Raw genomic sequence first — 17,312 nt, 5'->3', positions numbered from 1 at the left:
AACCCGTCCTTATCCGTCAATTCCGTCGGTAGCCAGCCTCAGCAGGCTTTCGGCGTCCATGTCGTCGAGCGAGACGTCACCGTTGGTCCCCGCGTCGGCCGCGGTGGCCTCGGGTTCGGCTTCTTCGCCCGCCAGCTGGAGGACCATGTCGAGCAGACCGGCCTTGCGCAGCCTGCTGACCGGGATCGAAGCCAGGGTTTCGCGGATGCGCGCGTCCGGGTCGTCGGCGGCGGCCGCGTCCTCCCCGAACAGCTCGGCCTTGAGGAACTTCGCGATCGCGGCCGGGGTCGGGTGGTCGAACACCAGCGCCGCGGCCAGCGACAGCCCGGTGGCCGCCTTGAGCCGGTTGCGCAGTTCCACCCCGGTCACCGAGTCGAAGCCGACCTCGCGGAACGCCCGGTTCGCCGGGAGCGCGTCAGCGTTGTCGTAGCCGAGCGTGGCCGCCGCTTCGTCGCGGACCAGTTCCAGCAGGGCCCGGCCGCGTTCGGCGTCCGGCATCGCGGTCAGGCGTTGCTTGAACTCCGATTCGCCGGACTCGGCCTGGCCGTCCGTCTCCGGTTCGGCCAGCACCGCCGCCACCTCGGGCAGTTCCGAGAGCAGCGGGCTCGGCCGGTTCGCGGTGAAGCTCGGCGCGAACCTGGTCCAGTCCGTGTTCGTCACGGTCAACGCGGTCTGGTCGTCCTCGAGCGCCTGCCGCAGCGCGGTGATCGCCAGCTCCGGCGCCATGGTGAGCAGCCCGCGGCGGGTCAGGTGCTCCCACATCGACGGGTTGTCGTGCACCATGCCCGCCTCGGCCCAGGCACCCCAGGCGATGGCGGTCGCCGGACGGCCCTGCGCCCGGCGGAACTGCGCCAGCGCGTCGAGGAAGGCGTTGCCCGCCGCGTAACCGGGCTGCCCGCCGCTGCCCCAGTTGGCGGCACCGGAGGAGAACAGCACGAACGCGTCGAGGTCCAGTTCGGCGGTCAGTTCGTGCAGGTGCCACGCCGCGGTCATCTTGGCCTGCAGCAGGGCGTCGAGCTGGTCCATGGTCAGCGCTTCGATCGCCGCGTCACCGACGCCGACCCCGGCGGCGTGCACCACCGCGGTCAGCGGCGTCTCCGCCGGGATGGCGTCGAGCACCGCGGCGACACTGTCGCGATCGGACACGTCACAGGCGGCCACCGTCACGCGGGCGCCGGAGGCTTCGAGTTCCTCGCGCAGTTCCACGGCTCCCGGCGCGTCCAGGCCACGACGGCTGGTGAGCACCAGGTGCTCGGCGCCACTGGCGACCGCCCACCGGGCCACGTACCCGCCGAGCCCGCCGGTGCCACCGGTGATCAGCACGGTGCCGCGCACCTTCCACGGCTCCGCCGGCCGCTCGGCGACCGGGGCCGCGTGCACCAGGCGCCTGCCGAACGTCCCGGCCGAGCGCACCGCGACCTGGTCCTCGCCGGTGCCGGTGAGCACGCCGGACAGCCGCTCGGCGGTCCGCTCGTCGAACTCCTCGGGCAGGTCGACCAGGCCACCCCAGCGGCGCGGCAGTTCGAGCGCGGCCACCCGGCCCAGGCCCCAGAGCGCGGCCTGTTCGGGTCGGCTGACCTGGTCGGCCTGGCCGACCGAGACCGCTCCCCTGCTGACGCACCACAGCGGGGCCTCGATACCGGCGTCGCCGAGCGCCTGCACGATCAGCAGTGTCATCGCCAGGCCGACCGGCACGTTGCCGACCGCAGGCGCTTCGGCGATGCCCGCCAGCGAGACGACCCCGGCGAACTCGTTGTGCGCGACCTCGGCGAGTTCCTTGGCCAGCTTGGTCCGGTGGGTGTCCCCGACCTCGACCAGCACCGCGTCGTCACCCAGCACCGCCAGCACCGCGGTCACCCACGGGTCGGCGGTGTAGCCGGACGGGACCAGCGCCAGCCAGGAGCCGGTGAGCGCCTCGTTCGCGGTGAACGGGGTCCAGGACTCGCGGTACCGCCAGGAATCCACTGTGGACTGCGTGCGCTGACGGCTGCGCCAGCCGGCGAGCGCGGGCACCACCAGTGCGGCAGTGTCGTCGTCCAAAGCCAGTGCTTCGGCGAAGTCGCCGTCTTCGACCAGGTCCCAGAACGCCGCGTCCACCGGATCGGCGGTGGCGACAGCCTTCTGCTTGGCCGGCTCGGGCCAGAACCGCTGGCGCTGGAAGGCGTAGGTCGGCAGATCGATTCGCCGTGCCCCGCTCCCGGCGAAGAACACGGTCCAGTCCACCGGCACCCCGGCGACGTACGCCTCGGCGAGTGAGGTGGCGAACCGCGCCGGGCCGCCCTCGTCGCGGCGCAGCGAGCCGACCGCGACAGCCGGGATCTCCAGGTCCTCGGCGGTGGCCTGCACGGCCATCGTGAGCACCGGGTGCGCGCTGGTCTCGACGAACGCGCGGAACCCGTCGTCGAGCATGGCCTTGACCGCACCGGCGAAGTTCACCGGCTGACGGGCGTTCTGGAACCAGTACTCCGGCCCGAGTTCGGCACTGTCGACAAGTCCACCGGTCACCGTGGAGTAGAACGGGATGTCGGCTTCACGCGGGGTGATCTCGGCGAACATCTCGAGGATGGCCTCGCGCAGCGGGTCCACCTGAGCGCAGTGGGAGGCCACAGTGGACGGAACCACGCGAGCCCGGATCTCCTCGGCGACACAGGCCGCCACGAACTCGTCGAGCAGCTCGACCGGTCCGGCGACGGTGAGTGCCTTGGGTCCGTTGATCCCGGCGATCGTCAAGCCCTCCGGCAGGCGTTCGCGGAGTTGTTCTTCGGTCAGCGCCACCGAGGCCACCGCGCCATTGCCCACCAGCTCGTCGGCGAACAACTGGCTTCGCAGCACCACGATCTTGGCGGCGTCTTCGAGGCTCAGCGCGCCCGCGATGTAGGCCGCCGGGATCTCACCCTGCGAGGACCCGACCACCGCGGCGGGCTCCACGCCGACGGACCGCCACAACTGCGCCAGCGACACCATCACCGCGAACAACGCCGGCTGCAGCACCTCGATGCGCTCCAGGCCGTCCCCGCCTTCACGGGACTCCCGCAGCACCTCGACCACCGACCAGTCGACCATGGTCCCGATGACGCGGTCGCATTCGGCCATCCACTCGGCGAACACCGGGGACGAGTCCAGCAACTCCAGCGCCATGCCGTTCCACTGGGCACCCTGGCCGGGGAACACGAACACCGGCGCCGACGCGCCTTCCGCGACACCGCCGCGCACCACGTCCGAACCGAGCAGGACCGCCCGCGAGTCGAAGGTCGTGCGGGTGGTGAGCAGCGAAGCGCCGATGTCGAGCGGATCCGCGTCCAGCGCCCGGATCCTGTCCAGCTGCGCGTCGACCGCGGCTTCGGTCTTGCCGGAGAGCACCCACGGCACCACACCGTCGATCGGCGAGCGGGTGCCCTTCAGCGGCAGCGCCACCGGCTCGGCTTCGGGTGCCTGCTCCAGGATGATGTGCGCGTTCGTCCCGCTGATGCCGAACGAGGACACGCCCGCCCGGCGTTCGCGGCGCACCTCGGGCCACGGCACGGTGTCGGTCAGCACGCTCACCGCGCCCGAGTTCCAGTCCACGTGGGACGAGGGCTCGTCGGCGTGCAGCGTCTTCGGCAGCACGCCGTGGCGCAGGGCCATGACCATCTTGATGATGCCCGCGACACCGGCCGCCGCCTGCGTGTGGCCGAGGTTCGACTTCACCGAGCCCAGCCACAGCGGGTGCTCGCGCTCCTTGCCGTAGGTGGCCAGCAACGCCTGCGCTTCGATCGGGTCACCCAGCGCGGTGCCGGTGCCGTGTGCCTCCACCGCATCCACGTCCGTTGTGGACAGTCCAGCACTGGCAAGCGCCTGCCGGATCACCCGCTGCTGCGAGGGACCGTTGGGCGCGGTCAGGCCGTTCGAGGCACCGTCCTGGTTCACCGCGGAACCGCGCACCACGGCGAGGATGTTGTGGCCCTTGCGCTTCGCGTCGGACAGCCGCTCGACCACGAGCAGGCCGACACCCTCGGACCAGCCGGTGCCGTCCGCCGCGTCGGAGAACGCCTTGCAGCGGCCGTCGGCGGCGAGCGCCCCTTGCTTGGACAGTTCGGAGAACACCAGCGGCGTGGACATCACCGTCGCACCACCGGCCAGCGCCAGGTCGCATTCGCCCTGCCGCAGCGACTGGACCGCCAGGTGCAGCGCCACCAGTGAAGCCGAGCAGGCCGTGTCGACGGTGACCGCCGGGCCCTCGAAGCCGAAGGTGTAGGACAGGCGGCCGGAGATGACGCTGGCCGCGAGGCCGGTCGCGCCGTGGCCGCCGGTCTCCTGGCCGGTGTTGGCGATCAGCGTGGCGTAGTCCTGGCCGTTCGTGCCGACGAACACGCCGGTCTGGCTGCCGCGCAACGCCGCCGGGTCGAGCCCGGCGCGCTCCAGCGCCTCCCACGAACCTTCGAGCAGCAGGCGCTGCTGCGGGTCCATGGCCAGCGCTTCACGCGGTGAGATGCCGAAGAACGCCGGGTCGAACTCGGCCGGGTTCGGCAGGAAGCCGCCGTATCGGGTAATGCTCGGGTTCTCGCCGCCGAACACCTCGTCGAGGTCCCAGCCGCGGTCGGTCGGGAAGCCGGTGACCCCGTCACGCCCGTTGACCAGCAGCTCCCACAGCTCCTCCGGCGACCGGACGTCCCCAGGGAACCAGCAGGACATCCCGACAATCGCGATGGGTTCGTCGGTCCCGCCGTGAAGGTGGCTTTCACGGCCGATTTCGCCGTGAATGTGGCTTTCACGGCGGCCCAGCAGCTCGTCACGCAGGTGGGCGGCCAGGGTTCGCGGGGTCGGGTAGTCGAAGACGAGGCTGGCGGGCAGCGTGAGGCCGGTCGCCTCGTTGAGCTGGTTGCGCAGCTCGACCGCGGTCAGCGAGTCGAATCCGAGGTCGCGGAAGGCGTTGTCCACGCCCACCGCACTCGCACTCGCGTACGCCAGCACCGAAGCGACCCGCGCGCGGACCACGTCGAGCACCGCGTCGAGTTGCTCGGCGTCGGACAGCTCCAGCAGTTCCCGGTGCAACTCGTTCGCCACGGTCTCGGTGGAGCGGCGAGCGGCTTCGGCCTCGTCCAGCAGGCGCCGGGCCCCCGGCAGGTCCGCCAGCGAGGGCGTCGGCCGCATGCCGAGCAGCCAGCCGAGCATCCGCGGCTGCCGCAGGTCCGCGACCACCATGGTGGCCGCACCCTCGGCGACGACCTGCCGCAGCGCGACGACCGCCAGCTCCGGATCCATCACCGGCGAGCCTTCGCGGTGGGTCCACTCCGAGTCCACGGCCATGCCCGCCCCGGCCCAGGCACCCCAGGCGATCGAGGAAGCGGCGAGGCCGAGCGACCGGCGCCGCTGCGCGAGCGCGTCGAGCACGGCGTTGGCCGCGGCGTAGTTGCCCTGGCCCGGGTTGCCGACCGTGCCGGCGACCGAGGAGAACACCACGAACGCGGTCAGGTCCAGCTCGCGCGTGAGTTCGTCGAGCACCACCGCGGCGTCGACCTTCGCGCGGTAGACCGTGGCGAAGCGTTCCGGGGTGAGGCCTTCGAGCACGCCGTCGTCGAGCACCCCGGCGGTGTGGACCACGCCGGTCAGCGGCTGCCCGGCGGGGATCCCGGCGAGCACCTGCGCCACGCTCTCGCGATCGGCGACGTCGCACGCGGTGATGGTCACGTCGGCACCCAGGCCGGTCAGCTCGTCCCACAGCTCGACCGCGCCCGGCGCGTCCGGCCCACGGCGGCTGAGCAGCACGAGCCGCTCGACACCGCGCCGGGCCAGGTCCCGCGCCACCTGCGCGCCGAGCGCGCCGGTGCCACCGGTGATCAGCACCGTGCCCGAGGGCACCCAATCACCGGCGCCGTCGGGTGCGGGGATGACGCGGCGGCCGTAGAGCCCACGGGAGCGCACGGCGACCTGGTCCTCGCCTGCCGCGCCGGACAGCACGTCGGCGAATCGCTGCGCGACCTGCTCGTCGATCACCTCGGGCAGGTCGACCAGCCCGCCCCACTGCCGCGGCAGTTCGAGCGCGGCCACCCGGCCCAGGCCCCAGACCCCGGCCTGCCACGGGTCGCCGACCTGCTCGGACTCGTCGACCGCGACCGCGCCGCGGGTGATCGCCCAGACCGGCGCCAGGATTCCGGCGTCGCCCAAAGCCTGCACCAGTGACGCGGTGGCGGTGACCCCGCCGAGGTCGGCGTCCAGCGCGAGCAGCGAGATGACGCCCGCGAAGCCGCCCTCGAAGTCACCGGGCAGCCGGGCGGCGATCTCCTCGCGGCCGATACCGGCCACCTCGACCCGCAGCATGTTCGGGCCGAGCACCGCGCTGAGCCACTCACCGTCGCTGTACCCGGTCGGCACGACCACCAGCCAGGTGCCGGACAACGCGCCCGACGCCGAGCCCGGCAAGGCCCGCCAGGTCTCCCGGTACCGCCAGGAATCCACAGTGGACTGCACGCGGCGGCGGCTGCGCCACGAGGACAACGCGGGCAGCAGCGCGCCCAGCGAGTCGCGTTCGGACTCGACGCCCAGCTCGGAGGCCAGGCTCTCCAGGTCCTCGCGCTCGACGGCCGCCCAGAACTCGGCGTCGACCGTGTCCCCGGCTTCGACCTCGGCCGCGGCCTCGACCGGCTCCGGCCAGTAGCGCTCGTGCTGGAAGGCGTAGGTAGGCAGGTCGATCCGGCGCGCACCGGTCCCGGCGAAGATCGCCCGCCAGTCCAGTTCCACGCCGCTGACGTGCAGTTTCGCCAGTGCGCTCACGGCGGCCAGTTCCTCGCCGCGGTCCTTGCGCAACACCGGCACGGCCACCGACCCCGGCGTGGTCTCGGCCGCCATCGCGGACAGCACGCCGTCGGGTCCCAGTTCCAGGAAGGTGTCCACGCGCTCGCCGGTCAGCGTGCGCACCCCGTCGGCGAACCGCACCGTCTCGCGCACGTGCCGCACCCAGTACTCGGGGTCGGCCAGCTGGGCCGGCGTGGCGATTTCACCGCTCAAAGTGGACACCACGGGGATCCTGGGCTCGCCGAACGACAGGCCCGTCACCACGGTCCTGAAGTCGTCGAGCATCGGGTTCATCAAGGGTGAGTGGAACGCATGGCTGACCGGCAAACGCCTAGATTTCCGCCCGCGCCCGGTGAACTCCTCCGCGATCCGAGCCGTGACCTGCGCGTTTCCGGAGATCACCAGTGAGGTCGGCCCGTTGACGGCGGCGATGGACACGTCGTCGGTGAGCAGGGGTGCGACCTCGTCCTCGGTGGCCTCGATCGCCACCATCGAGCCTCCGGTGGGCAACGCCTGCATGAGCCGGCCGCGTGCTTCGACGAGCGTGCACGCGTCTTCGAGGCTGAGCACCCCGGCCACGTGGGCCGCGGCGATCTCGCCGATGGAGTGGCCGGTCAGGTAGTCGGGCCGGAGACCCCACGACTCGGCGAGCCGGTAGAGCGCCACTTCGAGGGCGAACAACGCGGGCTGCGCGTTGCCGGTCTGGTTCAGCGCGTCGGCGTCCTCGCCCCACATGACCTCGCGGACGTCGAGGTGTTCGAGCACCTCGTCCAGCGCCGCCGCGAACACCGGGAACCGCTTGTACAGCTCGCGGCCCATGCCCAGCCGCTGCGAACCCTGGCCGGAGAACAGCACCGCCAGCGAACGCTCACCGGCGACCCCGCGAGCGAGCTCGGTGGACCCGTCCACCAGCACCGCCCGGTGCTCGAACGCCGAGCGGGTGGCCGCCAGCGAGAAGCCGACGTCCAGCGGCGAGACCTCCGGGTTGGCGGCCACGAAGGCTTCGAGGCGGGCGAACTGCGCGCCCAGCGCCTCGGCCGACCGGCCGGACACCAGCCACGGGACCACGGCCGGCTCCACGTCGGCCTGCTCGATCACCGGCTCGACGACCGGTGCCTGCTCCAGGATGAGGTGCGCGTTCGTCCCGCTCACGCCGAACGACGACACCCCGGCCCGGCGCGGGCGGCCGGTCTCCGGCCACTCGGTGCGCTCGGTGAGCAGTGCCACCGAACCCGCGTCCCACTCGACGTTGGCCGAGGGCGTGTCGATGTGCAGCGTCTTGGGCAGCACGCCGTGGCGCAACGCCATCACCATCTTGATCAACCCGGCCACGCCACCGGCGGACTGCGGGTGGCCCAGGTTCGACTTGATCGAGCCAAGCAGCACCGGTCGTTCACGGTCCTGGCCGTACGTAGCGAGCACCGCCTGCGCCTCGATCGGGTCGCCCAGCACGGTGCCCGTGCCGTGGGCCTCCACCGCGTCGACGTCCGAAGTGGACAGACCGGCGGCGGCCAGCGCGGCGCGGATCACCCGCTGCTGCGACGGCCCGTTCGGCGCGGTCAGCCCGTTCGAGGCGCCGTCCTGGTTGATCGCCGAGCCCTTGACCACGGCGAGGATCGGGTGGCCGTGGCGCTGTGCGTCGGACAGCCGCTCCAGCGCGACCACCCCGACGCCCTCGGACCAGCCGGTGCCGTCGGCCGCCTCGGCGAACGACTTGCAGCGGCCGTCGGTGGCGAGCCCGCCCTGCGAGCTGAACGCGTTGAAGGCGCTCGGCGTGGACATCACCGCGACGCCACCGGCCAGCGCCAGGTCGCATTCACCCTGGCGCAGCGCCTGCGAGGCGAGGTGGATCGAGACCAGCGAGGACGAGCACGCGGTGTCCACGGTGACCGCCGGGCCTTCGAGACCGGCGGTGTAGGAGACGCGGCCGGAGATCACGCTGGCCACCGAGGAGGTGGTCGCGTAGACGTCCATGTCGCCGTTGTTGCCCGGCAGGTTCGGGTAGTCCTGGCCGGTGGTGCCCATGAACACGCCGGTCTGGCTGCCACGCAGGGACATCGGGTCGATGCCCGCGCGTTCGATGGCCTCCCAGGTGGTTTCCAGCACCAGGCGCTGCTGCGGGTCCATCGCCAGCGCCTCACGCGGTGAGATGCCGAAGAAGCCCGCATCGAACCCGGCCACGTCGGTGAGGAAGCCGCCCTCGCGGGTGGCGCTGTTGATCGCGTCCAGCGCCCAGCCGCGGTCGGCGGGGAACCCGGCGATCGCGTCGGTCCCGCTGTCGACCAGCTGCCACAGCTCCTCGGGCGTGGTCACCCCACCCGGGTAGCGGCAGGCCATCCCCACGATCACGATGGGATCTGTGCCGTGGCTTTCACGGCGTTCCTCGGTGCCGTGAAGGTGGCTTTCACGGCTTCCGAACAGCTCGGCGAGCAGGTGCTCGGTGAGCGCCCGCGGGGTCGGGTAGTCGAAGACCAGCGCGGCGGGGAGGGCCAGGCCGGTCGCGGCCTTGAGCTGGTTGCGCAGCTGCACCGCGGTCACCGAGTCGAAGCCGACCTCGCGGAACGCCTTGCCGGCGGGCAGGTCCTCGGCCGCGTCGAAGCCCAGCGTCGCGGCGGCCTCGGTGCGGACCAGGTCGAGCAGCACCCGCGTGCGTTCCGACTCGCCCAGCCCGGCGAGCCGCTGCTTGAGCGCCGATTCCTCCTCCGGCTCGTCGTCCTCCAGCGCCCGGACCTCGGGCAGCTCCGAGAGCAACCGGCTCGCGCGCTGGCTGGTGAAGCTCGGCGCGAACCGCTCCCAGTCGGTGTTGGTGACCGTGATCAGCGTGCGGTCCTCTTCGATGGCCCGCTGCAGGGCGCTGAGCGCCAGCTCCGGTTCCATCGACAGCAGCCCGCGCCGGACCAGGTGCTCGGCCATGTCCTCGTGCGTGGCCATCCCCGCCTCGGCCCAGGCGCCCCAGGCGATCGAGGTGGCGGTGAGGCCCCGCGCGCGGCGGTACTGGGCGAAGGCGTTGAGGAAGGTGTTGCCCGCCGCGTACCCCGGCTGGCCACCGCTGCCCCACATCGCCGCGCCCGAGGAGAACAACACGAAGGCGTCCAGCTCGCCGGTCAGTTCGTGCAGGTTCCAGGCCGCGGCCAGCTTCGACCGCAGCAATCCATCCAGCTGCTCGACGGTCAGCGACTCGGCCGGAGCATCGCCGACGCCGACACCGGCCGTGTGCACCACGGCGGTCACGGGGTGCTCGGCGAGCAACGCGGCCAGCGCGTCGCGGTCCGCCGCGTCGCAGGCGGCGATGGTGACGCGGGCGCCCATGCCTTCGAGCTCGGCCCGCAGTTCCGGCGCGCCGGGCGCGTCGAGGCCACGACGGCTGGTGAGCACCACGTGCTCGGCACCGGTGGTGACCGCCCAGCGGGCGACGTATCCGCCCAGACCGCCGGTGCCGCCGGTGATCAGGACGGTGCCGCTCGGCTGCCACCGGCGGACCTGCTCGGCCGGGGCCGCGTGCACCAGTCGTCTGCCGTAGGTGCCTTCGGCGCGGATCGCCACCTGGTCCTCGTCACCGGTCAGCACGGCGGCCAGCCGGTCTTCGAGGCCCGCGGGCACGTCGACCAAACCGCCCCAGCGGCGCGGTTGTTCGAGGGCCACGGCCCGGCCGAGGCCCCAGAGCGCGGCCTGATCGGGCTCGGTGACCTCGGCGGCTTCCGCCACCGAGACGGCACCGCGGGTGACGTTCCACAGTGGAGCGTCGAGCTCCGCGTCTCCCAGCGCCTGCACCAGGGTCAGCGAACGAGCCAGTCCCGCCGGGACGGCGCCGACGCGCGGCGCGTCCGTGGTGCCCAGCAGCGACAGCACCCCGGCGAACTCACCTTCGAGGGCCCGCAGCGTCTCGGCCAGCTCGGCGCGGTCGACGTCCCCGACTTCCAGAGTGACGGTCTCCACGCCCAGCTCGACGGGCTCGCCGCCCTCGGGCACGACGACCAGCCAGGTGCCCGACAGCACCCCGGACGGCCTGATCGGCGTCCACGACTCGTCGTACCGCCAGGAATCCACAGTGGACTTCGCGCGGCGGCGGCTGCGCCAGCCGGCCAGCGCGGGCACCACCAGCGCGGCGGTGCCGGTGTCCAGGTCCAGTTCGCCGGCGAAGTCGCCGTCCTCGACCAGCTCCCAGAACTCGGCGTCCACCGGGTCCACCGTGGTCGCCGGGGTGAGCGGTTCCGGCCAGAACTGCTTGTGCTGGAAGGCGTAGGTCGGCAGGTCGACCCGGCGGGCCCGCGTACCGGCGTAGAACACCCGCCAGTCCACGCGCACCCCGGCCACGTAGGCCTCGGCGAGCGAGGTCATGAACCGCGCCGGGCCACCCTCGTCGCGGCGCAGCGAGCCCACCGCGACGGTCGGCACGTCCAGCGATTCGGCGGTCTGCTGCGCCGCCATGGTCAGCACCGGATGCGCGCTCGGCTCGAGGAAGACCCGGAAGCCGTCGTCGAGCAGCACCTTGACCGCACCGGCGAAGTTCACCGGCTGGCGGGCGTTGTGGAACCAGTACTCCGGTCCCAGCTCGCTGCTGTCGACCAGGCCACCGGTCACCGTCGAGTAGAACGGAATCCGCGCTTCCAGCGGCGTGATGTCCGCGAACATCTCGAGGATCGCGTCGCGCAGCGGGTCCACCTGAGCGCAGTGGGAGGCCACTGTGGACGGAACCACCCGTGCACGGATTTCTTCAGCCACACAGGCGGCGACGAACTCGTTGAGCGGCTCCAGCGGACCGGCCACCGTGACCGCCTGCGGGCCGTTCACCCCGGCGATCGTCAGGCCCTCCGGCAGGCGCTCGCGCACCTGGTCCTCGGACAGCGCCACCGACGCCACCGCACCATTGCCCACCAGCTCGTCGGCGAACAACTGACTACGCAGCACCACGATCTTCGCCGCGTCCTCCAGGCTCAGCGCGCCCGCGATGTAGGCCGCCGGGATCTCACCCTGCGAAGAACCCACCACCGCGGCGGGCTCCACGCCGACGGACCGCCACAACTGCGCCAGCGACACCATCACCGCGAACAACACCGGCTGCAGCACCTCGATGCGCTCCAGCAACGTCGCCGCGGCCGCACCGCCGTTGCGCGAGTCACGCAGGACCCGCACCACCGACCAGTCGACCAGTGAACCGACCACGCGGTCGCACTCGGCCATCCACTCGGCGAACACCGGCGACGAGTCCAGCAGCTCCACGGCCATCCCGGCCCACTGCGCCCCCTGACCCGGGAACACGAACACCGGCGCCGACGCGCCTTCCGCGACACTGCCGCGCACCACATCCGAACCGAGCAGCACCGCCCGCGTGTCGAACTCGGCCCGCGTGGTCAGCAGCGAAGCGCCGATGTCGATCGGGTCGCCGTCCAGCACGCGGATCCGGTCCAGCTGGGCGTCCAGCGCGGCGGCCGACTTCGCGGACACCACCCACGGCGCCTGGCCCTCGACCGGCGCCGGGTCGCCCGGCAGCTCGAGCACCGGCGCGTCCGACTTGGGCGCCTGCTCCAGGATCACGTGCGCGTTGGTCCCGCTGATGCCGAACGAGGAGACTCCCGCGCGGCGCACCCGGTCGACCTCCGGCCAGTCCGTCGGCCGCATCAGCACCTCCACGTCACCGGCCTCCCAGTCCACATGGGACGACGGCGTGTCGACGTGCAGCGTCTTCGGCAGCAGCCCGTGCCGCAGGGCCATCACCATCTTGATCACCCCGGCGACCCCGGCCGCGGCCTGGGTGTGCCCGAGGTTGGACTTCACCGAGCCGACGTACAGCGGCCGTTCCCGGTCTTGGCCGTACGTGGCGAGCAGTGCCTGCGCCTCGATCGGGTCGCCCAGCGTGGTTCCGGTGCCGTGTGCCTCCACCACATCGACGTCCGAAGTGGACAGACCGGCGTTGGCCAGCGCCTGGCGGATCACCCGCTGCTGCGAGGGACCGTTCGGCGCGGTCAACCCGTTCGACGCGCCGTCCTGGTTCACCGCGGAACCGCGTACCACCGCGAGGATCTGGTGTCCGTTGCGCTTGGCGTCGGACATCCGCTCCAGCACCAGCAGGCCGACACCCTCGGAGAACCCGGCGCCGTCGGCGGAGTCGGAGAACGCTTTGCACCGGCCGTCCACCGCGAGACCGCGCTGACGCGACAGCTCGACGAAGGTGCTCGGCGTGGACATCACCGTGACCCCACCGGCCAGCGCGAGATCGCATTCACCCTGCCGCAGCGATTGCGCGGCCAGGTGCATGGTGACCAGCGAGGACGAGCAGGCCGTGTCGACGGTGACCGCCGGGCCCTCGAAGCCGAAGGTGTAGGACACCCGGCCGGAGGCGACGCTCAACGAACCACCGGTCGCCTGGAAGCCTTCGGAGGTCTCGGCGTCCAGGATGGTGGCGTAGTCGCTGTACATGACCCCGGCGAACACGCCGGTCTGGCTGCCGCGCAGGGACGCCGGGTCGATGCCCGCGCGCTCCAGCGCCTCCCACGAACCTTCGAGCAGCAGGCGCTGCTGCGCGTCGGTGGCCAGCGCCTCGCGTGGGCTCATCCCGAAGAACACCGGATCGAACTCGCCGGCGTCGTGCAGGAAGCCGCCGAGGCGGGTGTAGGAGGTGCCGGACACCTCGGGGTCCGGGTTGTAGAGCGCGTCGAGGTCCCAGCCGCGGTTGGCCGGGAAGCCGGTGATCGCGTCGGCGCCCTCGGACACCAGCCGCCACAGGTCCTCCGGCGACCCGACGTCCCCGGGGAAGCGGCAGGACATGCCGACGATCACGATCGGGTCGTCCGAGACGGCCCGCGTAACCTGCCGCGGCACCACCGTGCCCGCGTCGAACAGTTCGTCACGCAGGTGCGTGGCGAGCACCATCGGCGTCGGGTAGTCGAAGACCAGGGTGGCGGGCAGCTTGAGGCCGGTCGCCGTGGTCAGGCGGTTGCGCAACTGGACCGCGGTCAGCGAGTCGAAGCCCATGCTCTGGAAGGCGAGCGCCGGGTCGACGGCCTCGGCGCCGGAGTACCCCAGCACCACCGCGACCTGGCCGCGCACCAGGTCGGCGAGCGCGTCCGTGCGCTCGGCCTCGCCCAGCGACGCGAGCCGCTGCACCAGCGTCATCGCGGTTTCCGCCCCGGCGACCGTGCGCCGGGAGCGGCTGCGGACCAGGCCGCGCAGCAGCGGCCGGATCTCGCCCTGCGCCCGCAGCGCGGGCAGGTCCAGCCGGATCGGTACCAGCGTGGCCTCGGTGGCACCCATCGCGTCGTCGAACAGCGCCAAGCCCTGCTCGACGGTCATCGGCGGCATCCCGGCCCGCGCGAGCCGTTCCAGGTCGGTTCCCGCGAGCATGCCGGTCTGGTCCCAGGCGCCCCAGGCCAGCGACACCGCGGGCAGTCCTTCGGCCCGGCGGTGCTCGGCGAGGGCGTTGAGGAAGGCGTTCGCGGCGGCGTAGTTGCCCTGCCCGGCCGTGCCGAACACGCCGGCGGCCGAGGAGAACAAGACGAAGGCGTCGAGGTCGCCGGTCAGTTCGTGCAGGTTCCAGGCCGCGTCGACCTTGGGCCGCAGCACGGTGTCCAGCCGATCCGCGTCCAGCGAGCCGATCACGCCGTCGTCGAGCACCCCGGCCGTGTGGATCACGGCCTTCACGTCGTGCTGGGACAGCAACTCGGCCAGCGCCTCCCGGTCCGCCACATCACACGCGGCGACCTGCACGTTGGCATCGATGTCCGACACGTCCGCTTCACCACGGCGGCTGACCAGCAGCAGGTCGCGCACGCCGTGCTCGGCCACCAGGTGCCGCGCGACGGCCAGGCCGAGCCCGCCGGTGCCCCCGGTGATCAGCACCTGGCCGGACCAGGTGAACTCCGTTCCCGGCTGAGTCCGGGCCAGCCGCGGGACCAGGATTTCGCCGTTCTGGACCCGGACGTGCGGCTCGTCCACCGCGAACGCTTCCGCGGGCACCTCCGCGTCGGTCTCGATCAGGCCGAATCGGCCGGGATTCTCCGCCTGCGCGGTCCGCACCAGGCCGCCGACCGCGGCCGCGGCGAGCCCGCCGTGGGTCACGATCACGAGCCGTGAGTCGCGTTCCTCGGCCAGCCACCGCTGGAGCACGCCGAGCACTTCGGCCGTCGCCGCGTGCGTTTCGGCGGTCTCGACGTGGTAGGTCTCGTAGGCGTCCGTGGTGGACTGCCCGGTGGCGGGCACCCAGTCGATGCGGAACAGCGGGTCGCGCTGCGCCACCGGCTCGGCGACCACCCGCGTGACCAGCGACCGCACGGAGGCCACCGGCGCACCGGCCGGGTCGGCGACCGCGATCGAGAAGCCGTCACCGGTCGGGGTGAACCGCACGCGCACGGCCGCCGCGGCGGTCGCGTGCAGCGAGACGCCTTCCCACGAGAACGGCAGGCCGCCCCCGGCGCCGTCGGTCACGCCGACGAGCAGCGGGGCGTGCAGGCTCGCGTCCAGCAGCGCCGGGTGCAGGCCGAACCTGCCGGGCTCGGTGCCCTCGGGCAGCGCGGCTTCGGCGAAGATCTCGTCACCGAGGCGCCAGGCCGCACGCAGGCCCTGGAAGACCGGGCCGTACTCGAAGCCCAGTTCGGCGAACCGCTGGTAACAGCCGTCCACCTCGATCGGCTCCGCGCCGGCGGGTGGCCAGACGGTATCGAACACAGCGGTGTCGAATTCGGCTCGGTACTCCCCGGCCGCGAGCACCCCGGTGGCGTGCTCGGTCCACGGCTCGTCCACCGCTTCTTCCGGGCGGCTGTGGATGGTGATCGGGCGGTTGCCGCCGTCGTCCGCGGCACCGACGCGGACCTGCAGGCGCACGGCCTGCTCGGTCAGCACCAGCGGCGCCGCGAGGGTCAGTTCCTCGATCCGGTCGCAGCCGGCCTCGTCCCCGGCCCGCACGGCGAGTTCGACGAACGCCGTGCCCGGGAGCAGCGCCTGCCCGTTGACCGCGTGCTCGGCCAGCCACGGGTGCGACCGCAGCGAGATCCGGCTGGTGAGCACCTCCTCGCCCTCGGCGAGGCCGACGGTCGCGCCGAGCAGCGGGTGCTCCACCGCACCCAGCCCGGCCGCGCGGACGTCGCCCGCGCTCCCGGTGGCGTCCGGCCAGAACCGCTCGTGCTGGAAGGCGTAGGTGGGCAGGTCGACCTGCCGCGCGCCCTCGGGGAAGAAGGCCGTCCAGTCCACCCGGACGCCCAGCACGTGGGCTTCGGCGACCGAGGTGGCGAACCGCAGCCAGTCGCCGTCGTCCCGCCGCAGCGTGCCGAGCACGATCCCGGCGACCCCGGCGGCTTCGAGGGTCTGCTCGACCCCGACGGTCAGCACCGGGTGCGCGCTGGGCTCGACGAAGACGCGGTAGCCGTCGTCGAGCAGCTTGCGGGTGGCGCGCTCGAACTCGACGGTCTGGCGCAGGTTGGTCACCCAGTACCCGGCGTCGAGGCGGGCGGTGTCGATCGGCTCGCCGGACACCGTGGAGTAGAACGGGAGGTCGCCGGTCCGCGGGCGGATCGGGGCCAGGTCGGCGAGCACGCGCTCGCGGATGGTCTCCACCTGCGGGGTGTGCGAGGCGTAGTCCACCGAGATGCGGCGGGCGCGGATGCCGTCGGCTTCGCAGGCGGCCTTCAGCTCGTCGAGCGCGGCCGCTTCACCGGCGACGACGGTTGCGCCGGGCCCGTTCACCGCGGCGATGGAGATCCGCTCGCCCCAAAGCTTCAGCCGCGGGCGCAGTTCGTCCACGGGCTGGGCCACGGACATCATGCCGCCGTGCCCGGCCAGGAACTCCGCCACCGCGAGGCTGCGCAGGGCGACCACGCGGGCCGCGTCCTCCAGGCTCAGCGCCCCGGCGACCACGGCCGCCGCGATCTCGCCCTGCGAGTGGCCGACCACCGCGTCGGGCACGACCCCGGCCGAGCGCCACAGCTCGGCGAGCGACACCATCACCGCCCACAACACCGGCTGGATCACGTCGACCCGTTCGAGGTCCTCCCGGCCGCGAAGCGCGTCGAGCAGGTTCCAGTCGACGAACGGCTCGAGCGCCACCGCGCATTCCGCGATGCGCTCGGCGAACACCGGCGAGGTTTCGAGCAGCGCCTGGCCCATGCCGAGCCACTGCGAACCCTGACCGGGGAACACGAACACCGTCTTGCCGACGGGACCCGCGACGCCGGTGACCACGCCACCGGCGGGCTCGTCGAGCGAACGCAGCAGTTCGGCGCGGTTGTCCCCGAGGACGACCGCGCGGTGCTCGAAGGCCGTGCGCGTGGTCGCGAGCGAGTACCCGACGTCGACCGGATCCGCATCCACAGTGGACAGACGGACGGCCTGGTCACGCAGCGCCGCCGCCGACTTCGCCGACAGCACCCACGGCACGACCCCGGCGACCGGCTCCACCGGCTCGCTGGGCCGTGACTCGGGCGCCTGCTCCAGGATCAGGTGCGCGTTGGTGCCGCTGACGCCGAACGACGAGACCGCGGCCCGGCGCAGCCGCCGCACCTCGGGCCAGTCGGTCCGCTCGGTCACCAGCTCGACGGCACCGGCTTCCCAGT

1 protein-coding gene (running past one end of the window) is annotated in these 17,312 nt (G+C 72.6%); it reads right to left on the bottom strand.

The window, feature by feature from the left end; translation table 11 throughout:
* Positions 1 to 9 precede the first annotated feature (9 nt).
* On the bottom strand, positions 10 to 17,312 hold the 3' portion of the coding sequence (locus JOM49_RS42950) for a type I polyketide synthase (protein WP_308158739.1). 15,712 nt of this gene lie beyond the right edge of the window; only the last 17,303 of its 33,015 coding nucleotides appear in the window; its start codon lies beyond the right edge, outside the window; the stop codon is at positions 10 to 12.

This window comes from Amycolatopsis magusensis (assembly GCF_017875555.1).
GTDB lineage: Bacteria > Actinomycetota > Actinomycetes > Mycobacteriales > Pseudonocardiaceae > Amycolatopsis > Amycolatopsis magusensis.
The sequence above is the reverse complement of the archived record's forward strand: the minus strand, read 5'-3'. Positions and strand labels throughout refer to the sequence as shown.